Source organism: Roseibium sp. TrichSKD4, assembly GCF_000148725.1.
GTDB lineage: Bacteria > Pseudomonadota > Alphaproteobacteria > Rhizobiales > Stappiaceae > Roseibium.
In genome coordinates this window covers 68,886-90,872 of sequence record NZ_GL476310.1, presented here as the reverse complement: position 1 = coordinate 90,872, position 21,987 = coordinate 68,886, and the positions used below count along the sequence as shown (strand labels likewise).

24 protein-coding genes, 1 other RNA gene and 1 pseudogene are annotated in these 21,987 nt (G+C 54.5%); 10 read left to right on the top strand and 16 right to left on the bottom strand.

Annotated elements, in window-relative coordinates:
- Positions 1-83: 83 nt before the first annotated feature.
- A complete protein-coding gene (locus TRICHSKD4_RS06165; protein WP_009466609.1) occupies positions 84-866 on the bottom strand; it encodes a hypothetical protein in 783 nt (260 codons plus the stop codon).
- 76 nt (positions 867-942) lie between these two features.
- Positions 943-1,470 (bottom strand): AprI/Inh family metalloprotease inhibitor, encoded by a 528-nt coding sequence (locus TRICHSKD4_RS06160; RefSeq protein WP_009466608.1) that lies wholly within the window; start codon positions 1,468-1,470, stop codon positions 943-945.
- A gap of 179 nt (positions 1,471-1,649) precedes the next feature.
- Here TRICHSKD4_RS06160 and TRICHSKD4_RS06155 point away from each other — a divergent pair, with 179 nt between their 5' ends.
- The 6 genes and pseudogenes from TRICHSKD4_RS06155 to TRICHSKD4_RS06135 all read left to right on the top strand — a co-directional run bounded on the left by TRICHSKD4_RS06155 (position 1,650) and on the right by TRICHSKD4_RS06135 (position 6,618).
- Positions 1,650-1,973, top strand: coding sequence for a hypothetical protein (locus TRICHSKD4_RS06155; RefSeq protein WP_009466607.1), 324 nt, complete (start codon positions 1,650-1,652; stop codon positions 1,971-1,973).
- Between the two features lie 15 nt (positions 1,974-1,988).
- Positions 1,989-2,264, top strand: a pseudogene (locus tag TRICHSKD4_RS27985) (hypothetical protein); the annotation flags it as partial.
- Between the two features lie 202 nt (positions 2,265-2,466).
- Complete coding sequence (locus TRICHSKD4_RS06150; RefSeq protein WP_009466605.1) at positions 2,467-2,844, top strand: MAPEG family protein; 378 nt, start codon at positions 2,467-2,469, stop codon at positions 2,842-2,844.
- Positions 2,845-3,006: 162 nt separating this feature from the next.
- A complete protein-coding gene (locus TRICHSKD4_RS06145; RefSeq protein WP_050763372.1) occupies positions 3,007-3,855 on the top strand; it encodes a 1-acyl-sn-glycerol-3-phosphate acyltransferase in 849 nt (282 codons plus the stop codon).
- 91 nt (positions 3,856-3,946) lie between these two features.
- Positions 3,947-5,830 carry a DNA helicase RecQ gene (gene recQ, locus TRICHSKD4_RS06140; protein WP_009466603.1) on the top strand — a complete coding sequence of 628 codons (1,884 nt, stop codon included), beginning with the start codon at positions 3,947-3,949 and terminating at the stop codon, positions 5,828-5,830.
- A 137-nt stretch (positions 5,831-5,967) separates the two neighbouring features.
- Positions 5,968-6,618: an outer membrane protein gene (locus TRICHSKD4_RS06135; RefSeq protein WP_139051990.1), complete on the top strand. Its 651-nt coding sequence runs from the start codon at positions 5,968-5,970 to the stop codon at positions 6,616-6,618.
- 52 nt (positions 6,619-6,670) lie between these two features.
- Here the strand turns inward: TRICHSKD4_RS06135 and msrA are convergent, their stop codons facing one another.
- Positions 6,671-7,312 carry a peptide-methionine (S)-S-oxide reductase MsrA gene (gene msrA, locus TRICHSKD4_RS06130; protein ID WP_009466601.1) on the bottom strand — a complete coding sequence of 214 codons (642 nt, stop codon included), beginning with the start codon at positions 7,310-7,312 and terminating at the stop codon, positions 6,671-6,673.
- Positions 7,313-7,462: 150 nt separating this feature from the next.
- Between msrA and TRICHSKD4_RS06125 the strand changes: the two genes are divergently transcribed.
- Positions 7,463-7,858: a hypothetical protein gene (locus tag TRICHSKD4_RS06125; protein WP_208993014.1), complete on the top strand. Its 396-nt coding sequence runs from the start codon at positions 7,463-7,465 to the stop codon at positions 7,856-7,858.
- Here TRICHSKD4_RS06125 and creD read toward each other — a convergent pair.
- The 6 genes from creD to sdhC all read right to left on the bottom strand — a co-directional run bounded on the left by creD (position 7,855) and on the right by sdhC (position 13,809).
- Positions 7,855-9,300: a cell envelope integrity protein CreD gene (gene creD, locus TRICHSKD4_RS06120; RefSeq protein WP_009466599.1), complete on the bottom strand. Its 1,446-nt coding sequence runs from the start codon at positions 9,298-9,300 to the stop codon at positions 7,855-7,857. The genes TRICHSKD4_RS06125 and creD overlap by 4 nt on opposite strands.
- 186 nt (positions 9,301-9,486) lie before the next feature.
- Positions 9,487-10,269: a succinate dehydrogenase iron-sulfur subunit gene (locus TRICHSKD4_RS06115; protein ID WP_009466598.1), complete on the bottom strand. Its 783-nt coding sequence runs from the start codon at positions 10,267-10,269 to the stop codon at positions 9,487-9,489.
- Between the two features lie 55 nt (positions 10,270-10,324).
- Entirely contained in the window at positions 10,325-11,170 is an 846-nt protein-coding gene (locus TRICHSKD4_RS06110) for an FkbM family methyltransferase (protein WP_208993013.1), read from the bottom strand.
- 13 nt (positions 11,171-11,183) lie between these two features.
- A complete protein-coding gene (sdhA, locus tag TRICHSKD4_RS06105) occupies positions 11,184-13,010 on the bottom strand; it encodes a succinate dehydrogenase flavoprotein subunit (RefSeq protein WP_009466596.1) in 1,827 nt (608 codons plus the stop codon).
- 5 nt (positions 13,011-13,015) lie between these two features.
- The gene (gene sdhD / locus TRICHSKD4_RS06100; RefSeq protein ID WP_009466595.1) at positions 13,016-13,399 is read right to left on the bottom strand and encodes a succinate dehydrogenase, hydrophobic membrane anchor protein; all 384 of its coding nucleotides are present in this window, start codon (positions 13,397-13,399) and stop codon (positions 13,016-13,018) included.
- 11 nt (positions 13,400-13,410) lie between these two features.
- A complete protein-coding gene (gene sdhC / locus TRICHSKD4_RS06095) occupies positions 13,411-13,809 on the bottom strand; it encodes a succinate dehydrogenase, cytochrome b556 subunit (protein WP_009466594.1) in 399 nt (132 codons plus the stop codon).
- 306 nt (positions 13,810-14,115) lie between these two features.
- On the opposite strand from sdhC, the gene TRICHSKD4_RS06090 reads away from it, so the two are divergent.
- Positions 14,116-14,823 carry an MIP family channel protein gene (locus tag TRICHSKD4_RS06090; protein ID WP_009466593.1) on the top strand — a complete coding sequence of 236 codons (708 nt, stop codon included), beginning with the start codon at positions 14,116-14,118 and terminating at the stop codon, positions 14,821-14,823.
- A gap of 70 nt (positions 14,824-14,893) precedes the next feature.
- Here the strand turns inward: TRICHSKD4_RS06090 and TRICHSKD4_RS06085 are convergent, their stop codons facing one another.
- The 3 genes from TRICHSKD4_RS06085 to TRICHSKD4_RS06075 all read right to left on the bottom strand — a co-directional run bounded on the left by TRICHSKD4_RS06085 (position 14,894) and on the right by TRICHSKD4_RS06075 (position 17,450).
- A complete protein-coding gene (locus tag TRICHSKD4_RS06085) occupies positions 14,894-15,712 on the bottom strand; it encodes a hypothetical protein (RefSeq protein WP_009466592.1) in 819 nt (272 codons plus the stop codon).
- A gap of 94 nt (positions 15,713-15,806) precedes the next feature.
- Positions 15,807-16,721, bottom strand: a complete 915-nt coding sequence (locus tag TRICHSKD4_RS06080) for a glutaminase (RefSeq protein WP_208993036.1) — start codon at positions 16,719-16,721, stop codon at positions 15,807-15,809.
- Between the two features lie 60 nt (positions 16,722-16,781).
- Positions 16,782-17,450 carry a sulfate transporter family protein gene (locus TRICHSKD4_RS06075; protein ID WP_009466590.1) on the bottom strand — a complete coding sequence of 223 codons (669 nt, stop codon included), beginning with the start codon at positions 17,448-17,450 and terminating at the stop codon, positions 16,782-16,784.
- 178 nt (positions 17,451-17,628) lie between these two features.
- Here TRICHSKD4_RS06075 and TRICHSKD4_RS06070 point away from each other — a divergent pair, with 178 nt between their 5' ends.
- The gene (locus tag TRICHSKD4_RS06070) at positions 17,629-18,039 is read left to right on the top strand and encodes a DUF1801 domain-containing protein (RefSeq protein WP_009466589.1); all 411 of its coding nucleotides are present in this window, start codon (positions 17,629-17,631) and stop codon (positions 18,037-18,039) included.
- Positions 18,040-18,052: 13 nt separating this feature from the next.
- On the opposite strand, the gene recR is transcribed toward TRICHSKD4_RS06070, so the two are convergent.
- From recR to ffs, 4 genes are all read right to left on the bottom strand, one after another.
- On the bottom strand, positions 18,053-18,661 hold the full coding sequence (recR, locus tag TRICHSKD4_RS06065) for a recombination mediator RecR (RefSeq protein ID WP_009466588.1): 609 nt from the start codon (positions 18,659-18,661) through the stop codon (positions 18,053-18,055).
- Positions 18,662-18,855: 194 nt separating this feature from the next.
- The gene (locus TRICHSKD4_RS06060) at positions 18,856-19,176 is read right to left on the bottom strand and encodes a YbaB/EbfC family nucleoid-associated protein (RefSeq protein ID WP_009466587.1); all 321 of its coding nucleotides are present in this window, start codon (positions 19,174-19,176) and stop codon (positions 18,856-18,858) included.
- 118 nt (positions 19,177-19,294) lie between these two features.
- A complete protein-coding gene (locus TRICHSKD4_RS06055; protein WP_009466586.1) occupies positions 19,295-21,127 on the bottom strand; it encodes a DNA polymerase III subunit gamma/tau in 1,833 nt (610 codons plus the stop codon).
- Between the two features lie 139 nt (positions 21,128-21,266).
- An RNA gene (gene ffs / locus TRICHSKD4_RS29090) (signal recognition particle sRNA small type) lies at positions 21,267-21,364 on the bottom strand.
- Positions 21,365-21,518: 154 nt separating this feature from the next.
- On the opposite strand from ffs, the gene TRICHSKD4_RS06050 reads away from it, so the two are divergent.
- On the top strand, positions 21,519-21,932 hold the full coding sequence (locus tag TRICHSKD4_RS06050; protein WP_009466585.1) for an HIT domain-containing protein: 414 nt from the start codon (positions 21,519-21,521) through the stop codon (positions 21,930-21,932).
- The last annotated feature ends 55 nt before the right edge of the window (positions 21,933-21,987 follow it).

The window sequence follows — 21,987 nt, the reverse complement described above, 5'->3', positions numbered from 1 at the left end:
AGCGCCGGAGAAGCGTCTTTCTTCGATTGTGTTGAGTTCACCGCTTGCAGCTCTCCGCAAGCGGCAAACCAATAGACTTCATTTCAGGAAACGCGAAGCAGGCGTGTTTTCCGGCCGCTTTGGATTTCCTGAATATAGAGCAACTGAGCGACAAGATCGCGCTCCTCAGGGTCATCGAAATTCGCCTTACGCCCTCGACCGTCTGTTAATATCCAGGCATTCCCCGGCTTAACAACATCACATTCCGCAGGAACGTTTTCTGACAACTCAAGCGCTTGCTTGAATTCGGCGTCCATCACCTCACCGTCGCCACAGTCGCCATCTTTTAGCGCCATGCGCACCTGGCGATAAACAGCCTGAACTGCCTGGGCCGGAATGATCGTAGTGGTCGCGACATTGTCCTTCAGGGTTGTAATCCGAAGAATACCCGAAGACAGCGGCACCGAACTTTCTGAACATGGGACTTTCTGAACTTCGCCCATGACGCTCCATTCAGCTCGCAAGGTAACTGTCACAGGCTGTCGAAGGCTTGCCATGGTCTGGGACAATTGCTTTTCCGAAGCTGACCGGGAATCGCGGCCATTTGCACGACCATTGCCCCCCGCGAGGGATGTACCCCCAATACGCAAGCGACGGAATACAACCACATTCCTTGGCAAATCGGTACGCTCAACCCGCCAGCCCGCATCGAGCCAGGCATTTTGGTGGACCAGACTTCCGCCAGAATTCGCCCACCAAGTTCTGTGCTCGCGCGCACTACGCGGCAGATTTGACCCAAGTATTTCTTCAACATCATTGAGCTTTGCCGCCCAGACGACATCGTCCAGACGAGCAAGGTGCTCTCGCAAAGGATCATATTTTGACATTCTGCACAGCCTCTTTTTACACGCTATAGTTTTACAGCTTGTAAGCGAGACGTCCAGATAAAATTACCTAAAGTTGCTAACGATACAAAGAAATCTGCCCACCAGTGGACATCTGGCCACCAAATTGTGTTGCAGACGTTGCGTAGAGTTGCGCAACTACATCGCCGCCGCTGCCCTTCAACACAACCTGCTTACCTGTAAGGTTCCAGGCGGAAACACTGCTCAATTGCGGTGAAGCACAACCTCTGGTGTTGGCACGATACCCACCTTCCCAAGAGGTCAGCGTCATGAAAGCCATGCAGTTGTCGCCAGAAGCAGACACTTTCCAGCCACCCAACATGTCACTGCGACCAATATCGATTGCTGTGGACGGCTCCGGCACAGGATTGCTAGCCAGATTTACCGGCTCCGTGGCTGTAGGGTCGCTCACAACAGTTCCCGGAGGTGGCGCGCCATCAATCGGCTGTAAGGGTTCGGACGCAACAGGAGAGGTCGGCGTTGCAGGCAGGGGCGCCGCATAGTTACTGCCGCCGCTCAAGCGCTGGCATCCAGCCACCGTGGCAACCAAACCGACCACAAGGGCCACCTTCCAGTGATGTTGCATGTCGAATCAATCCTCATTCCGCTACGTCGCTTTCTGCACGTCTTAACCCAGTTCCGGACTAATGCCAAAACCGACAATATGATGTGACTGCCAGTATTGAACCTAAAACAGTTTATTCGATATATAGAGCAAGAATGTGATGCCGATTGGGAGGTCGGCATCTGGTTGTGGAGAGCCGAATGGCTGTGGCACGAACAGATGCGCCTCTGATGGCAAATTGTATTGAGTCTCACGCAGGCGAAGCAGCGCCTGTTGCGATTCAACCGCTTGGTGCTGACCAACTGACTTTGTTTCGAGACCACCTGCTTCGGCTGCCTCCAGAGTGTCGTGGTGCCCGTTTTGGGATGAGCGTTGGTGATCGCTTCATTCGTCAATATGTCACCACTGCACGCGCGCTCAGCACGACCATCATGGCCTATGTGGAAGATCACACAGTCCGTGGAACGGCTGAACTCCGACCAGTCGGAGATAGCGGTTCTGCAGAAGTGACCTTAAGTGTGTAAGCTGCTTGGCGACGACAAGGCGTTGGCACCAACTTGATGCACCAGCTTATGGAGACCGCGACGAACCACGACATCCGCCATATTTACTTCAGGTTTTTGGCCGGCAATGTTGCCATGAAGTCGCTGGCGGCCAAATTCACCATGGAGATGGCACTGGACGACATGGATCTGGTTGGGAAGATTGACCCGACCAGTTTTGCAGGCGCTCACACCACCAGGCGCTCTCCGCCCCTCACATCCAGCTGGCTTAGAGTTATGCACTCACTTTTTGGAAAATCGACGGCGAATTAGGAGGCTTTTCGATAGCTGGCATACCGATACTGAATGATGCGGAATCTCTCTACAGAGATCTAGCAACTGTATTTCCTTGCAACAAATAGTAACTCTCTATTTTGGAATGACTGTCGTCTACGCTAAACATTCGGCTGCTAAATAATTTCAAGCGGCGGCCTGGCGTGGTTGCCGAACACATTGTCAATGACGAGGTTTTGGTTTGCCCCTAGCAATCTGGTGTATTCTAGCTGCCGCTATCCTTCCAATTCTGTCGGCCTTTCCAGCCAAGCTGACAAAAAAGTTCGACAACGGAAACCCGAGAGATCCAGCCTTTTGGGCCGATGGGTTTCCTCGGCGTGCCCAAAATGCACAATCAAACGGCTTTGAAGCCTTCCCGCTGTTTGCAATTGCGGTCATTGTCGGTTTGGGACAGGGCGGCGACCCTCACTGGATTGACCAGCTTGCGGTTTTGTTTATCGCTCTCCGGGCCATCTACATCTTTTGCTACTGGACTGACAGATCAACACCACGTTCGGTTTCTTGGCTGGCCGCCTTTTTGACATGCGTCGGCATATTCACCAGTCCCGTTTGGAGCTAGCTTTACGGTTTTTTTCCGAGTTACCGTTTGCGTCACGTGTTGCGTTCCTTTTCCCGTCGGCACGCGACGCCAACCGATAAATCCGGCAGGGGTGAGATTGTGCCCATTTCCGATCATACGACGACCGAGACGCTTCTGGACCAAAGTGATCGCGAGGTAGCGATGGCCTCAAGGCCAAAATCTGCGCATATCGTAGACACGCTTATTGCGGAACGCGGCAAGAAAGTCATGGCCAGTGCCTATTGGCCGCTGATCCGTCCGCTGGCGTTCAAGATCCTGAGGTACCAGTCTGCTGTCGATATGGCCAATACAGTAGCTGCCATGGATGCCGAAGCTGTCTTTGAACACTTGGGTCAATTATTGACGTTGAATGTGACGACTTCGGGACTTGAACGAGTGCCTGAAAGTGGTCCGGTTGTTTTGGTGTCAAATCACCCAACCGGGATCGCAGACGGCATCGTCTTGTTCGACGCTATCAAGAAACGGCGCAAAGACTTGGCAATCTTCGCCAATCGAGACGCGATACGGATCAACCCACGACTGGCTGAGATGATTATTCCGGTCGAATGGCGTGCGGATTTTAAAAGCCGTGAGAAGACAAAGGAAACCCTGCGCATTGCCTCGTCCGCCTTTGCCAAGGAAAAAGCGGTGGTCCTGTTTCCGTCCGGGCGGCTCGCATATTGGCATCAGGGAAGATTGACAGAACGCCCCTGGATGACTTCGGCCATTGCCCTTGCCCGAAAAAACAAGGTTCCGATCATTCCAATGCATATGGGCGGACGCAATTCGGGCCTGTTCTATTTTCTCGCCCGCCTTTCCACCGAGTTGCGGGACATGACTGTTTTTAATGAACTCCTGAACAAGAAGAATGCCGAGTTCACAGTCAATTTTGGCAAACCTGTCGACGCGTCGCTTTTAGCAGGCGATCTCACCGAGATTGCCGAACGACTCCGCCTTCATTGTGCTGAAACCCTGGCCAGCAATCCAGACGCAGTGTTTTCCGCAGGTTAAATCCCTTCCAGCAGCTGAACTCAGACTCAAGTGATTGCGCTCGATTCGCGAATAAGAGAATGTGGATGCGCACTCAAGGAACCCGCATTTCATGACTTCCATGCCGCCTGCTCTTCACGAGAGAGTGGATCCGCAATTTGAATCTCTCAACGCTCACAGCGTCCGTGCGCCGGAAGAAATCTTGCGGACGGTGTTTGGCTATGCGGAGTTTCGCGGAAAGCAGAAGGACGTCATTAACGCCCTTGTCAGCGGCCGAGATGCCGTGGTTTTGTTTCCAACGGGCGCGGGAAAGTCCCTTTGCTATCAAATCCCCGCGCTTTGCCGGTCCGGGCTGGGCATTGTTGTTTCTCCCCTGATTGCTCTCATGAAAGATCAAGTTGGCGCCCTTCAGGCAGCGGGTGTCAATGCAGCAGCCCTGAACTCTTCGCTTTCTCCAGAGGAGCGGGATGAGATTTACCGCGATATCCGCGAAGAGACACTCGATCTTCTTTATGTGACGCCTGAGCGGCTGGCCACCGAAGGCTTTCGACGCGTGCTGGATACCGTGCGATTGTCGCTCTTTGCGATCGATGAAGCCCATTGTGTGAGCCAGTGGGGCCATGACTTCCGGCCTGAATATCTTTCGCTCTCGCTGCTGACCGACCGATATCCAGGGGTTCCACGCGTTGCCCTGACCGCGACGGCGGATCCCCACACGCAGCGGGATCTGCAGGAGCGCCTGAGGCTGGAGCAAGCTGACGTTTTCATCACCAGCTTTGATCGTCCCAATATTCGCTATGAGATTGTTGAACGCACAAACCAGCGCCAACAGCTCCTTGACTTCCTCAATCGCCACAAGGGCGAGAGCGGCATTGTCTATTGCCTGTCACGAGCCAAGGTAGAAGACATTGCCGAGTGGCTTTGTGCCAAGGGCATCAAGGCCCTTCCCTATCACGCTGGCCTTCCCGCAGAGATGCGCGCCGCCAATCAGGACGCGTTCCTGTTAGAAGAAGGGCTCTGTCTTGTTGCGACGGTCGCGTTTGGCATGGGGATCGATAAACCGGATGTACGGTTTGTGGCCCATCTCGACCTGCCATCCTCGGTTGAAGCCTATTATCAGGAAACAGGACGAGCAGGACGGGATGGGGAACCGTCCGAGGCTTTCATGGCCTATGGAATGGCAGATGTTGTCCAGCGCCGGCGCATGATTGCGGAAGGGGATGCTCCCGACGAGATCAAGCGGGCCGAGCAGGCCAAGCTGAACGCTCTTCTCGGGATCTGCGAAACCGCAGGCTGTCGCCGTCAGGCATTGCTGGCGCATTTCGGAGAAACCTATCCAAAGCCTTGCGGCAACTGCGACACATGCCTGTCTCCAGTGGAGGCGTGGAACGGCACTGAAGCTGCGCAAAAGCTCATGTCGGCGATCTTCCGAACCGGACAACGATTTGGCGCCGGACACGTCATTGATGTGCTTTTGGGCAAGAGCACTGAAAAGACCGCGCGGTTTGGGCATGACCAGTTGTCTGTTTACGGCATCGGTGCCGACGTCTCGGCGAAAACCTGGCAGTCAGTTGCGCGTCAGCTCGTGGCGTGCGGTCGGCTGGATGTGGACCATCAAAACTTTGGCGCTCTTGTTCTGACCGAAGCCGCCCGACCAATTCTGCGCGGTGAGGAAACACTAGAACTGCGGCGTGACCGAAGCACCAAAGGCTTGCGGGAAGCCAGCGGCGCACGTCTTGCCTCAATTGCCGATGAGCTAAATGAGGAAGACCGCTATCTCTTTGAACGCCTGCGCCGACTGCGGACCCGTTTGGCCAAGGACGCCGGCGTGCCGCCTTACGTGGTCTTTCCAGATGCAACCCTGGCCGGAATAGCCAAAGAGCGCCCGGCCCGCAGCGACGACCTGTTGGCCGTTTCCGGTGTCGGCCAATCCAAGCTGGACCGCTATGGGGATGAAGTCTTATCCCTCGTTGCAGAGTTTGAAGCTGGGATTTAGAGCGGAGCAGAAAACGGTTTGGCCAGATTGCCTTTAGCAACCTTTGTTCTGCCAAGTTTCACAGTACAAGTTTTTATTTACCTTAATCGTTCATGACTAGCACATCGAAGTCAAAACTCTGATCAGTTGTGAGTGCCATGAAACATATTTCACCAATCGCTTTAGCTTTGTTCGTAGTAACACCCTCGATAGCTTCGGCCGCGGACCTTCCAACCGTATACGAACCTGAGATGGTATTGCGCGGTTCAATTGAGCCTGAGACGAATTCTTGGCAAGGCTTTTACATCGGCGGCCATTTTGGTTACAACTGGATGAATGGGCAAGACGACTTGGACGATGGCATTGGAACAACCAGCCTATCTTCGGTAATCGGCGGTTTTCACGCAGGTTACAATCATATGTTTGGCCAATTCCTGCTCGGTGTCGAAGCCGAAGGCAATCTGTCAGATTTAAACGGCCAGACAGCGGGCGGACTTGATGCCAGCAGTAACTGGATGATCGCCGGCCGCGTTCGTGCCGGTTATGCGTTTGAACATTTTCTAGCTTATGCGACAGCTGGCGTTAGCATGGCAGATGCTTCTCTATCGGGCACGAAAAAGTCTAGCAATACTCACACCGGACTGGTTGTTGGAGGTGGTTTGGAAGCGTTTGTTACCCAAAACATTTCCGCCCGCTTGGAATACCAACACCATTGGCTGAACGAGCAGTCCTACAATACCAATAACACTGATTATAAGGTCGATGCGGAGTTGGACATCGTCCGCGCTGGTTTGTCCTATCACTTCTAGAAAAGTAACAATAAAGAAATAACCGGCCGCCCATTGGGCGGCCATTCTATTTTCAGGAGCCTGCTTTTGGAACGCCTTTATAGGCTTCTGCGCCCCATACGCGTTTGACGGTCTGGTCGCGGCCGCAGGCTTTGCGATACCCTTTATAGGCAGTCGCCCGGGTCACGTAGCCAAACCGGGTGAGCGTCCGAACACCGCTTTTGTAGTATTCCTGATGATAGTCTTCAGCTGGCCAAAACACGGTGGCGCCTTCAACCGGTGTGACGATTTTTCGGCCAAGGGCTTTCTTGGCTTCTGACACCGCTGCCTTTGCCGCTTTCGCCTGTGCCTCATTCAACGGGTGGATCGCAGAGGAATAACCAAATCCACGATCACAGAATTGGCCGCCAGCGTCTGTCACGTCAATCGTGCGCAGAAAAATGGCCGTTAGGTCCTTGTAACTGATCTGGCTTTCATCAAAGTCCACCCTCACCAATTCACGGTGACCGCCGCGTTCATAATTCTTATAGGTCGGGTTTTGCGTCTTGCCCCCGCCATATCCGGAGACCACATCGCGAACACCCGGAACTTTTTCCAAATCTGACTCAACACACCAGAAACAGCCACCTGCAAAAACGGCGGTTTCGGCCATTGCGGTAGAGGTGAGGCCAGTTGCGCTGACAATGCCCGCCAAAAGAAGTGCCACGGATTTCATCATCTGATCTCCTTTTTCCATTGCAAAAGATGTAAAGCAGAGACCCTGAAAGGCAATTCACACTCGCTGCTTGCGAGGACACACTTGTGTGAGACGATGGTGAAAACAGGACGCAAAACCCAACCAAATCGAATCGCGATCTGCGGTTCCATGACTTTCCTGTCCAACATGGAGATCTTGGCCCATAAGCTCTCAATGTTGGGTTATCAACCGAACACTCCAGTTCCTGAAGAAGAGAACCTTGATTGGGACGAACTTCCGACGGCGAAGGCAATTGCTTTAAAGAAACAGTTTCTGAGCGGATATTTTGAGACAATCCGAGAATCCGACATCGTCTTGATCGCCAATTTCAAAAAGCATGGAGTTGATGGATATATCGGCGCAAACACTCTAATGGAGGCGGCCTGCGGGTATGCATTGCATAAGCCGGTCTATCTTCTGTTTGCTCCCGGCTCACAAAATTGTCGGCTGGAAGCCTTGGCTATTGCATCAGGTGTTTTGGAGGGAGACCTAGCTGGCCTCCCGCCCTTGGATGCGATCGTTTAACCGCCCTGTTTGGCTTGAGCACCTGACCAATTGATGCGGTTTGTGCCAAACATTGTCACGGCCAGTGCCAGGAAGGCGATCACGGAGCCAATGAGCAACGCATAATCCTGCTCTCGCATGATCGCGAACAAGGTGCCGTAAACTGCACCAATCACAAGCATCATGATGATGGCCGACATCCAGCTTCTCAGCGTGGAGCCGACATAACTGGCGATCAACGTTGTCGCGGCAGATGCCGCAAGCAGGTAGGCCAGCGTGTAGCCAACATGTTCTGCAAAAGCGAGCAGCATGACAAAAAACACAATCAGGGCCATGCCTACCAAGCCATACTGAATCCAGTGCATGGACCAACCGGAGCGCACTTCCAGAAGGAAGACCGCCATAAAGGTCAGGCCTATGAAGCCAATGGCGTATTTCAGAGATCTGGAGATCGTCTGATAGAAATTCACTGGCTCGATAAACTCAACGCCCAGCATCTGGTTTCCCAAAGGCAAACTTTCGGCTTCAATCACATTTGGCAGACCGCGAGCGAGGAATGGCACACTCCAGTCAGCATCAAATCCTGTTTCAGCTATCGTGCGATTGTCTGGCAGGAAAGCGCCAGAGAAACCGGGGTGCGGCCAGTCCGACGTCAGCTTGATTGCCGATGTCTGCCCGGCTGGCGCAAATCGGAGGGAACGCGACCCATTGAGCGCAAGATCCCCCTTGAAGGCAAAGCCGTTGCGCCAGTCGTTCTCCTCGACCCGCACATGAATGCCGGAACTGCTCTGCCCGCTATCCTTATACATGTATTGAAAAGGGTCCGGATTGCGCATGCCGGCAAGGCCCGGTTGAAACCGGAGTTTGCGGTCACCGCTCTCCAGAACGACCTCGCTTTTCAAGGCGCGCACATCACGTATCCCAATTACCAGCACAGCCTTGTCTGCTGCAACTTCAATACGACCGCCATTTTTGGGCTCGAACATACCATCCGGCGCTTTCCCGAACCGGCCGGAAAACGAGAGCTCTGAGCGATAGACGGGAAGCGTGTAGATCGACTTTTTCCGTTCTTCGACCTTTACATCGCCCGTCAGATCCAGCCTTTCAGGAAACAGGATCGCCTTGCGGTGCCACACCGCCCGCTCCTGCTTGTAAGTGTCATCCTTCTTGTCTTTTCGTGTGATCAGCTTTGTTTCGGTAAATGGCACCACGAGATATGGGCCATTTATCGTCTGACTTTCCCCCCAAGACCCGGCAATATCATTTGAAACCTCGCGCGCTCGATCTGCGCGCTCTTCCACCAGCACCCAAACGAACGTGCATGGAATGATCAAAAGCATACTTATGAAACCAATGAGCACCATTTTGACCGCGGGCGAGCGAAAAAAGGTCGCCAGTCCGGATCGTGATGGACGTACTCGGTCGGTCTCGTTGATTGTTGGTTCACTGCTGGTATCCGCCATGGATTTTCCCTCTGCTTGTTTACCCTAGGGAAGAACACGACAGCGATGAGCAGTTTTTCAGGATGTTTTTTGAATTCTTGAAGGTGATATCACGGCAGAAATGGGAAATTCGCCTTTCAAAATGTGGCAAACAAAAACCGCCCCGGAGGGCGGCTTTCTAAAATCATAGCAGTAAACACCAATAAATCAGACGCGGCGTTCGACCAGCATTTTCTTGATTTCGGCGATGGCCTTGGCCGGGTTCAGACCCTTCGGGCAGGCCTGCGAGCAGTTCATGATCGTGTGGCAGCGGTAGAGGCGGAACGGATCTTCCAGATCGTCCAAGCGCTCTCCAGTTGCCTCATCTCGGCTGTCGATCAGCCAACGGTAGGCCTGAAGCAGGATAGCCGGACCGAGATACCGGTCGCCATTCCACCAATAGGAGGGGCAAGAGGTAGAACAGCAGGCACAGAGAATGCACTCATAAAGACCATCAAGCTTTGAGCGGTCTTCATGAGACTGGCGCCATTCCTTTTCCGGCGTCGGCGTTGTTGTCTTGAGCCATGGCTCAATGGATCGGTGCTGTGCGTAGAAGCGGGTCATATCCGGAACAAGGTCTTTCACCACCGGCATATGCGGCAGCGGATAGATCTTGACCACATCGCCAGCCACTTCGTCTGTACCCTTGGTACAGGCGAGCGTGTTCGTGCCGTCGATGTTCATGGCGCAGGAGCCACAAATGCCTTCCCGGCAGGACCGGCGGAACGTCAGTGTCGGGTCAATCTTGTTCTTGATGTAGATGAGACCGTCCAGAACCATCGGACCGCAATCATCCTTATCTACAAAATAGGTGTCGACCCGCGGGTTACGACCATCTTCCGGGTTCCAGCGATAGATCCGGTACTCGGTCAGGTTGGAAGCCCCTTCCGGCTTCGGCCAGACCTTGCCCTCCGTCACCTGGGAATTCCGGGGAAGCGTCAGCTGAACCATTTTTCAAAGCTCCGCGTTGGGCCCTCGTTCGCGTCCGGGCCAATTCAAACAAGTGTCAGCCTTTCAGCTCGAACACCATATTGTCTTCAGTTTCACCAGCCAGCCCATAGCCAAGGTCTGCCAAGAGAGGCAGGCAATCCTCGGCCCAATGGGACCGGCAATTCGTTTCAATCATGACGACCTTCGGCCAGAGCGCCTTGTCTGCCTTGCGCAAGAACGGCACCAGAACCCGGTCTTCAAAGCCTTCAACATCGACCTTCAGAACATCGATTCGCGGCAAACCGCGCTCAGCCAAGACAGCATCAAGCGGTTTGACGTCAACATCGCGCGGCGACCAGTCGCCTGCCCATTCGCCGGTTGTCAAATCTTCCACCAGGGTCGCAAAACCGCAATTGCTCGGCTCTTGCCAGAGGGCCAACGTGCCTTCCTCCGCGCCGATCGCCACATTCACCACCTCAATGTCAGATTTTGCATTGGCTGAGATGTTGAACGCCAATTTTTGCGCAGTTTCCAGATTTGCCTCCACAGCCAAAACGCGGGCTCCGGCATCAGCAGCAAATAGGGAATAAGACCCGATATTGGCCCCGACATCGACAAAGACCGTGCCGGATGAAAGATACGGCTTGAGCAGCTTGTGTTCGACCCGCTCGGGCAACCGCCCTTTGGAAAGAATCTTCCGGTCATCATAATTCTGGCCCGGATAAAGCCTGAACTTCAGACCATCTGCTTCCGCATCATACGGACCTCGGAAGAACCGACTGACCAGCGCCCTAATGCGCTTGCGCAAGCCTTTGGACAAGTCATGCCGATCCGCCAGCCGCCAGGCCGCGCGGGCAAGCCCTTCCGCACGATATGTGCCGAAGGGACTTTTTGTGTCCAAAAGGGTGCTACTAGCGCTCAAGGTCGACCGGCTCCTAGTAGACACGCGCTTTTGGCGCGATCTTCTTCGGATCAATACCGCCATCCTGGAAAGACGTGAGAGGCTCGGTAACGACCGGACGGTAGTCCAGTTTCACATTGCCTTCGTCATCCACCCAGCTGAGCGTATGCTTGCGCCATTCGGCATCATTCCGACCGCCAAGAGCCCCATCCTTATAGTCCTCCCGCGCATGCGCGCCGCGGCTTTCCTTACGGGCTTCCGCGCCATAGACGGTCGTGATGGCGTTGGCCATCAGGTTCTCAAGCTCAAGCGTTTCCACAAGATCAGAGTTCCAGATCAAGGACCGGTCAGTCACCTTCAGATCCTTCATCTCACCCCAGATGGAACTCATGCGCTTGCAACCCTGCTCCAGGCTTTCCTGAGTCCGGAACACCGCTGCATCTTCCTGCATGGTGCGTTGCATCTTGTCGCGAAGGTTCGCAGTTGGCGTTGCACCATCTGCATGGCGCAGACGGTCAAAGCGGTCCATGATCTTTTCGCAAGACGCTTCGCTCGGCTTCGGTGTTGCTTCCTTCGGATCAACCACTTCAGCCGCACGAATGGCAGCTGCGCGGCCAAAGACCACAAGGTCAATTAGCGAATTGGAGCCAAGACGGTTCGCGCCGTGTACTGAGGCACACCCAGCTTCCCCCACAGCCATCAGGCCCGGTTGAATGCGGTTTGGATGCTGGCCGGATGCGTCGAGCACTTCGCCCCAGTAGTTGGTCGGAATACCGCCCATATTGTAGTGAACGGTCGGCAGAACCGGGATCGGTTCCTTGGTCACATCGACACCGGCAAAGATTTTCGCGGATTCGGAAATCCCCGGCAGACGCTCTGCCAGCAGTGCCGGATCAAGGTGATCCAGATGCAGGAAGATGTGGTCCTTGTTCTTTCCAACGCCGCGCCCTTCGCGAATTTCCATGGTCATACAGCGGGAAACAACGTCACGGGACGCCAAGTCCTTCGCTGAAGGCGCATAGCGTTCCATGAAACGCTCACCTTCGGAGTTGACCAGGTATCCGCCTTCGCCGCGCGCACCTTCGGTGATCAAACAGCCTGAGCCGTAAATCCCGGTCGGGTGGAACTGGACGAATTCCATGTCCTGCATCGGAAGGCCAGCACGAGCGACCATGCCACCACCGTCACCGGTACAAGTGTGCGCAGATGTTGCAGAGAAATAGGCTCGGCCATATCCGCCTGTCGCCAGAACGACCATCTTGGCCGCAAAGCGGTGAATCGTGCCGTCATCAAGGTTCCACGCGATGACCCCCTGACAAACGCCGTCTTCCGACATGATCAAGTCGAGCGCGAAATATTCGATGTAAAATTCCGCATTGTTGCGCAGGGACTGACCATACAGTGTGTGCAGGATCGCATGACCTGTCCGGTCTGCCGCCGCACAGGTGCGCTGTACGGGTGGACCTTCACCATAATTCTGCATGTGGCCGCCGAATGGGCGCTGATAAATCCTGCCATCTTCGGTCCGGGAGAACGGAACGCCGTAGTGTTCCAGCTCATACACGGCCTTTGGCGCTTCGCGGGCAAGGTATTCCATGGCGTCGGAATCACCGAGCCAGTCGGATCCCTTCACCGTGTCATACATGTGCCATTCCCAGCTGTCGGGCGTCATGTTTTTCAGGGACGCTGCGATGCCGCCCTGAGCTGCAACCGTGTGGGAGCGTGTCGGGAACACCTTGGTGATACAGGCTGTGCGCAAGCCCTGCTCGGCCATGCCGAGCGTTGCGCGCAAGCCGGCACCGCCGGCACCGACGACAACCACATCATAGGTGTGGTCGACAAATTCATAGGTCTTGGCCATTCGGGTCAGCCTCCAAAGCCAATCTTGAGAACGGCAAACACAGTGCCGAAGCCAATGAGCGCGCTGAAGAATGTATTGCCCAAAACGGCAAGGACCTTCACGCCCTCTGAATGAATGTAATCTTCAATGATCACCTGCATGCCGAGCTTCATGTGATAGACACCCGACAGGATGACCATAAGCATCAGGATCGCGACAAGCGGATTTTGCAGGGTTGCGATCATATCTTCATAACTGCTGCCTTGCATCGAAATGACAAGGATCACAAAGAATGAAATTAGGAACACATTTGCTACGGCAGTGACACGCTGACGCCAAAAATGTTCCGTTCCGTCTTTTGCAGAACCAAGGCCGCGAACCTTGGCAAGGGGGGTGCGCATGTCTTTCATGGTCGTCTCCCTTAGCGTACGGCGTAGCCGATGATCCACAGGAGGATCGTCAAGCCGACAGATCCGATGATGGTGGCCCGAGCAAGCCACTCGCGTGCTTCACGTCCAAAGCCTGCGCCCATATCCCAGATGAAGTGACGAAGACCGCCCAACATGTGGTGAACCAGTGCCCAGGTGAAGCCGAAGAGAATCAATCGCCCAATGAAAGAGCTGTAGATCTCGTTGACAAACTCAAAATAGGTCGGGCCAGCCGCCGCAGCGATCAACCACCAGGCCAAAAGCACTGTGCCAAAATATAACGCCGCGCCTGTAATGCGGTGCAAAATCGACATGACCATGGTCAGGATCGGCTTGTAAATTTGCAGGTGAGGCGAGAGCGGGCGGTTACCCCGCGAGTCCGCGTTCGACATGGATGTTCTCTCCCGTGCGACGCCTACTTCCGTTTACGTAATGGTAAGAAGCTTAAGGCGTTATCTAGATGCGTTCTAGCGCTAACCACTGCCTTCGTCAAAGCACTTAGTATAGGAAAATGGTTGGTTTCCTTTCCCAATTGCGAATTAAGGCAAGGCATATTTCGTATTTGGTTGCATTTTCGCACTTACGCTCGTCGCTAATTCGCCTGATTTCCGCCTTTATTTCCCTTAGGTAATTGCGCTGATCGACGAGAGTTCTGGCGGGCAGCTTCGATCAAGTGAAACACATACGGAGCTTGTCTCATGAAAAAAGCAGCCGCAGAATTTATCGGCACATTTACCCTTGTCCTTTTCGGGTGCGGTGCAGCCGTTATCGCCGGAATGGGAACCGGCGCCACATCCATTGATGTCCTCGGGATCTCTTTCGCCTTTGGCTTATCAATCGTTGCCATGGCCTACGGTATTGGAAAAATATCCGGATGCCACATCAATCCAGCCGTTAGTGTCGGTGTTTTCATGGCGGGCCGTATGTCGGCAAGCGACCTGATTACCTATGTCATTGCCCAAGTCCTGGGTGCACTGGCTGGAGCTGCCGTGCTTTACCTCATATTGAGCGGCAAGGCGTCCGGCTGGGATGGTGGCCTTGGACAGAACGGATGGGGAACTGACTATCTTGGCGAATATGACATGACCGCAGCGCTGGTTTTTGAAGTCGTCGCCACATTCCTGTTTCTCGTCTGCATTTTAGGTGTGACGCAAAACGGAGCACCCGCGCATTTGGCCGGACTGGCAATTGGCTTGACATTGGTTGTCATTCACATCGTCGGGATCAATGTGACCGGCGTTTCCGTAAACCCTGCCCGCTCTCTCGGACCGGCTATTGTTGGCGCTGCTTCTAACCCCGGCGCGCTTGCGCAGGTTTGGCTGTTCATTGTTGCACCTGTCATCGGGGCTGCATTTGCGGGTGTCCTTTTTCGCAAAGGGGCGCTTTTGGACGCAGGCGACGAATAATCTCTGATCAAGAACGAGCGAGTGGCATGCCTCTCGCTCGTTTCCTATTGGCGTGATTGGAAATTAAGGTTCAAATCCGCGCTTGATCCCAAGGTCCCGGCTCCCAATCCCGCATAACAAGTTCGGTCTCACGCGCCGCTTCTGCGCGCTCTTGCGCCAACTTGCTCTCGATCCTGATCGCGCCTTCCTTAGCTTGTCGCGCCTGACTGGCCAACCGCTGATAAAAGTGGGTCATCAAATTGATGGCATAGACCCCTGCGAATAGTCCCAGCCATGGCACAAACATCAAGCTGGCGGCCAGAGCCCCATAAAGATGAATTTTCCTAGAGTGAATGGCGTAGATCGCGTCGGTCTCGCTCGGGCCATGAAACCGATCAGCCACTGCGCGAAAAGCTTCCTTGCCAAGAACGCGGCCATTCAGAAAAATGAACCCGGCGATGCCCAAGACAACACCCCCGAAAAGTGTGATGAAGGTTCCAGCCAGAGCGAGCAAGATAGGCATGACGCCAGCCCAAAGCGCAATGCCTAGAACCGGCCTGCGCTTCAATGGCCGGTGCCCTGCCATGCTCGGGTAGTATTTTTGCGCAAAAGCCCCGGCTATTTTGGCGGAGAAAAAGATCGAAAAGAGCATGGACAGGGGCAGAAGTGCGTAGCCAGACATCAATCCGGAGACGAACACTTCCATGAAACCCAGCCACAACTGAAAGAACAGGAAGAAAATGAAACTCGGCAATGTCTCCCAAGTCAGGGCATCTGAGTCGCGATACGCCATAAAGATCGCACTGATCACCCAAACAATAAGGAAGAGCCGAAAAGCGAGCATCAGGGTCCGGCCAACAGCTCCGAGACCAATGATTGAAAAGGACTGAAACAGGCTTTTGAGTATCATTTTCCGCTGCGATTTATTGCAATGCGCAGGGTTCACCACAGAGTTCGGAATCAGCACTTAACGTAACGTCTAAAATTGAACTCAAACGCGCAGTCTAACCGAACGCGGACCATCCGGTCTTGTTTGCAAATTGTGCCATTGCTTCGGTGCCGAGTTTTGAATTTCCATAATCGTTCAACCCCGGAGACCAGACCGCAATGGAGGCCCGCCCGGGTGCAATCACCAAGATGCCCCCGCCAACACCACTTTTGCCGGGCAAGCCAACCTGGAAGGCAAAGTCACCTGAGCCGTCATAGTGGCCGCAGGTCATCATCAGGGTGTTGATCCGCCGCTTTCTTTGCCTCGACAAAAGGTTGGGCATATCAGGTGCATCAATCAAGATGCGCCCGGCCAAGGCCAATTGACTGGTGGTCATCTCAATTGCGCATTGGTGACAATAAGTGCCAAGGACCTTTTCCGGCGTGTTCACCAAATTCCCGTGAGACTTCAGGTAATGCGCCAGAGCGAAATTGCGATGGGCAGTGTCCAGTTCGGATTGCGCAACATTCTCGTCAATATGAATGTCTTCCCTATCTGATGCTGCGCGCACAAACCGCAACAAGGCCCCCAACGCTTCCCGCGGGGTTGAGCCATCGAGAAAGCTGTCGGTTGTCACCAATGCACCTGCGTTGATGAAGGGGTTTCGAGGCACACCGTGCTCCCGCTCCAGCAGCAGGATGGAATCAAACGACAGCCCGGATGGTTCACGCCCAACGCGTTTCCATAGACTGTCTCCCGCCTTGCCCAGCGCCAATGCGAGAACGAAGACCTTTGAAACCGATTGTATCGAAAAGGGCGTATCGCAATCGCCAGCGCAAAACAGCTTGCCATCCGCCGTTGCCACACTGATCGCAAATTGTCTTGGGTCGACCTTCGCCAATTCCGGAATATAGTCGGCGACCTTGCCAACATCTGAGGTGGCCTTCGGGGACCGGGCGATGTCATCAAGTATCTCTTGCACGCTGGCCAACTCCGATTGCGTCTCGGGCGCGCTACCAGCTGACACCCTTTCCTTAGGGCAGCAAGAACGTCACATCGGGCGACCTGATTCAAGTCGCTTAAACACATGCATCATGAAAATCGTTGCAAAAATTGGTGTGATCAAGTTGAGGATCGGCACCGCAAGAACACCTGCAATGACCAAACCACCCATAAACACGGTTCCAGCGCGCGCTTTTCTCAACCGCCGCGCTTCTTGCGGCGACATGAACCGCATGGCTGCAAATTCAAAGAACTCGCGGCCGAGCAGATAACCGTTGACCACGAAGAAGGCGATCAGATTGATCCCAGGAATGAGCAGCAGAAAAAGAGCGAACAGGTTGCCGAGGATAACCACGCCTGCAAACTTGATCGCCTGACCGACAGACTGCGCCAAGGGCAGAGCCTTTCCGGGACGATCACCGGGATAATCTTCAGCTTCCACGATATCAGCAATCTGGTCCTGAAAGAGGCCTGCGAACAAAGCTGATACTGGGGCGATCAAAAAGCCCAGTCCAATCACAGCGCCAATGCCTGTCAGAATGGAGAGCGCCGTTTCCAACCAAGGGTATGGCAGCGCCACAAAGCCAGCGATAAGACCCTGCAGCGCAATCCAGATCATCAACAAGACAGCAAGCGTGAAGCCCAGCATCTTCCAGAAGACAGCCCGAAAAGCGGGTTCAAAAACCTGACGGAACGTACGGGAGGCGGAGGAAAGCATGAGCACCCTTTTTCAACTCAATCTGCAAGGGAGATAAGTTTGAACCCGTCTGTTCGCAACCGGTTCATTCTCCAAGAATAAAAGACTGGTGGAATTTCAACCTGTCAGGAGAGATGGACCGCCCCCTCGCACTTAATTGATGTTGTTGCTACTCTCCGTGCACCTTCAAAACAGGCGCATGCAATTGAAATACCCATTTTCAGACACATCCGTTGAACGGGCTTTTGAGGCCTTTCCGCCGAAGGAACAGGTCGGGCTTTTGATTTTGCGTGATCTCATCTTCGACTGTGCTGCCGAAACGAAAGAGGTTGGGAGCATTCTGGAAGCGCTGAAATGGGGCCAACCTGCCTATCTGACACCAGACACGAAGTCTGGCTCCACCATTCGACTGGGCCTTCCCAAAACCGGAGGTTATGGCCTTTACACCCATTGCCAGACGACGCTTATTTCCGATTTTCAGGCTCTGTTTCCAGACGACTTTGTCTTTGAAGGAAACCGGGCCATTCACTTTAGGGCCGAAGAGAGCATTCCGATTGACAAGGTTAGACTGCTCATCAAGGCAGCACTGACCTATCATTTAAAAAAGTGAGACTAAGGTCGCTTCAAAACTGTGTCCGGGCGCGCAGGGCCTGTGCCAGTGTGCCTTCGTCGAGATAATCCAACTCGCCGCCAACGGGAACACCGTGGGCCAGCCGAGTGACATTCACACTCAGGTGCGCCAATTGGTCCATCACGTAGTGCGCGGTGGTTTGCCCTTCCACTGTGGCGTTGATCGCAAGGATCACCTCTTCAAGCTCTGGGTCTTCGCAGCGTGTCACCAAGGACGCAAGATTGAGATCTTCTGGTCCGATACCATCGAGCGGTGACAAGGTGCCGCCCAAAACATGGTAACAAGCGTTGATGGCCCCTGCCCGCTCCAATGCCCAGAGATCTGCCACATCCTCCACAACAACCAGAAGTTTGGGATCCCGGCGCGGATCAGAACAGATGGCGCAGGGATCGCTCGTATCCACGGTCCCGCATTTTGAACAAATGCCGATCTTGTCAACGGCAATGCCCATGGCCTCGGCAAGCGGAACCAGCAGTTGGTCCTTCTTCTTGATGAGGTGCAGAGCAGCACGGCGCGCTGAGCGTGGGCCAAGCCCCGGCAGCTTTGCCAGAAGCTGGATCAGCCGCTCAATCTCCGGTCCTGCTACCCGTTTTTGCGCCATAATTCCTCGCGATTAATCCGGCATCTCCCCCTCAACCGGGCCAAAGCCCGACCTCTCCCAATGGGAGAGGTGAGCTGGTGCTTTTGAGAACAATCACCCCAAATTTTGGGTTGGTAATGATTGTTCCTTCTCCCAATGGGAGAAGGTGGTCCGAAGGAGCGGATGAGGGGTTCGGATCACCAGTTTGCCTAAACTCAGAACGGCAGTTTCATGCCTGCTGGAAGGCCTAGGCCGCCCATCATGTCCTGTGTCTTTTCCTGAATGCCCGCATCGATCTTCACCCGGCCATCGGTATGGGCTGCAATGATCAGGTCTTCGAGGATTTCGACGTCATCTTCCTTGAACAGCGACGGGTCGATTTTCAGGCTTTTCAATTCACCCTTACCGTTAAGCGTCACCTTGACCAGTCCACCGCCGGAAGTGCCTTCAGCTTCAATTTCCGTGATCTGCTCTTGCAGGGAACCCATTTGTTCCTGCATTTGCTTGGCCTGCTTCATCATTTTCATGAAGTCCATGGGGTCTGTCTCCTAAAACTGAAAGCGTGAATGCACTCAATTGTGCAAATTTGCGCTTACATATCGGGTTTCCGTTCAAAACAGCAAGACGATGCACGCGTTTTAAAGGGTGAAACGATCAATCGTCGTCCCCGTCATCGTCGCCGACAGCTTCATGGAGCAACGGGTCATCATCTTCCTCGCTGGCCTGAACCCGAACATCCACCACTTTGGCACCGGGAAACTGGCTTAACAGCGCAGCAACCGTCGGATGGGACTTGGCATCTGAGACCAGCTGTGCCTGATTGGCTTCCCGCTCTTCATGGATGGTGGGCCGGCCACCTGTTTTGGCAACAGAAACAATCCAGCGGATGCCCGTCCACTCTGTCAGTTTCCGGCCAAATTCTCCGGAAATATCAGCTGGCGCATCCTCGGTGGGCTGGATTTCAATTCGCCCAACTTCGAATTTCACCAGCCGCATTTGCCGCTCAATCGCGACCTTCATCGGGATATCGCGGTTTTCAGACGCAAGGGCTGCACAATCCTGCAAGGAATGAAGGGCAACCTTGGGCACAGGGGCTGGAGTTGGGTCTGGTGCTGATTGCGCCACCGCCTGCGGGACTGCCTGGACTTGAGGTACACCGCCAGAAATGGCCTTGAGCGCTGGACGCCCACCGCCGCCAGCCGCCATTGCTACAGGCCCGCCTAATGATGGCCTGCCTGATGATGATCCACCTTGAACTGGCGCACCGCCGCCCGCAGGTGCAGCGCCACCTTGTCGGAGCATGGCCAAGGCATCACCGGGGTCCGGCAAGTCGGCTGCATAGGCAAGACGCACAAGCACCATATCGGCAGCAGCCAGAGGCTTGGGCGCTGCCTGCACCTCCTGAACACCTTTTAGAAGGATCTGCCAGGCACGGGAAAGAATGCGAATAGAGAGTTTTTCGGCAAACTCACGTCCACGCGTGCGCTCGACTTCGGTGACAGACGCCTCATCGGCTGCCTTTGGCGCAACCTTGACCCGTGTGACCAGGTGCGTGAAGTCGGCAAGGTCCGTGAGAACAATTGCGGGATCAGCCCCAACTTCATACTGCGCCTGCAGCTCGTCCATGGCCTCAGCTACTCGGCCCGCCATGACATGTTCAAACAGATCAATCACCCTTGCGCGGTCGGCAAGGCCGAGCATTTGCCGCAGGTCATCAGCTTCCATGGGGCCGGACGCCCGCGCCATTGCCTGATCAAGCAAGGAAAGAGAATCGCGCGCAGAGCCTTCGCCCGCACGTGCAATCAAAAGCAGCGCTTCATCTGAGATCTGGATTTCTTCCGCGTCCGATATTCTGCGCAGTAATCCGACCAGTTTTGCCTGATCGATCCGCCGCAGATCAAATCGCTGACACCGGGATAGAACCGTGATCGGGACTTTGCGAATTTCGGTCGTTGCAAAGATGAACTTCACATGCTCCGGCGGTTCTTCCAGCGTCTTCAGCAGCCCGTTAAAGGCCGCATTGGAGAGCATGTGGACTTCATCGATAATGTAGACCTTGTAGCGCGCCGTCGCCGGGCGATAGCGCGAGGCATCGATGATTTCCCGGATATCGCCAATGCCGGTGTGAGAAGCCGCATCCATTTCGATGACATCGACGTGCCGCCCTCCCATGATCGCGCGGCAATGGGTGCCTTCTTGCGTTAGTTGGACCGTTGGCCGGTCGACCTCGCCGGGCACCTCATAGTTCAACCCACGGGCCAGAATGCGAGCCGTGGTCGTCTTGCCGACGCCGCGAACGCCGGTCAGCATCCAGGCTTGGGCAATCCGTCCGGTTTCAAACGCATTTTCCAGCGTTTGAACCATAGGCTCCTGCCCGACCAGATCCTCAAAGGTGCTAGGGCGGTACTTGCGCGCCAAAACGCGATACGCGCCATCCGTTTCGGATTTCTGCGATTGTGTTTCTTGCGGAAAGGCCATCTCATCCATGGGCTGCACATTAGCTTGAAGTGAAAGCCAATGTCCCGTGTGAAATGGAAAATTTTGTGCACCAAATCGGATCAGTGCATCCTTGTCCCCGCTGTGAACAGGGCAGCCAACAAGACAATCAAAAAAGTGAAGAGAAAGGGTGGGAGGCTGGCACGATGACCCGTGCCGGGACTCGTTAGGGCTGCTTCCTTCCGGATCTGACCCGGTTGGCGAGTGGCTCGTCCACCACCAACCTCCCGAGCGCCTTATATCAGAACAAGGGAGGGTTTTGGCAAGAGGGGAAACCAAGTTTCTTTGCCGGTTTCAAACTGATACCCAAAGTGACCATGACAAACTGGCCAATTGGTCAAAGTGCAGTGTAACGTCCGGTGCCTTGCTTCTGGGAGATTTCATGTCCGCTTTTCAACTCAACGCTCGCCTGGAAGGCGATAGCCTGTTCATTACAGACCTCGCGCTGTGCACCGTTCGGCTGATGAAAGACGCCAGTTACCCTTGGCTTCTGCTCGTCCCGCGGCAAAATGATCTCATCGAGTTGATCGACCTTAGCCCTGCCGACCGACACCTGCTTATGGACGAGATTGCCGCAGCCAGCAAAGCTCTGCAGACTGTAACGAACTGCGAGAAACTCAATGTCGGGGCGCTCGGAAATCAGGTATCCCAGCTTCATGTGCATGTCATTGCCCGTTTTCAAACAGATGCTGCCTGGCCCGGGCCAATATGGGGTGCTGTTCCTGCCAAGCCCTATAAGGACAAAGCTGCGGAGCATTTGATTGCCAAACTCAGGCAGGCATTCTCGACCGCATAAGTGCTTTTCTTTTCCCTCTGCCTGCTTCAGCTCCAACAATTCCAGCTTTCCCGTT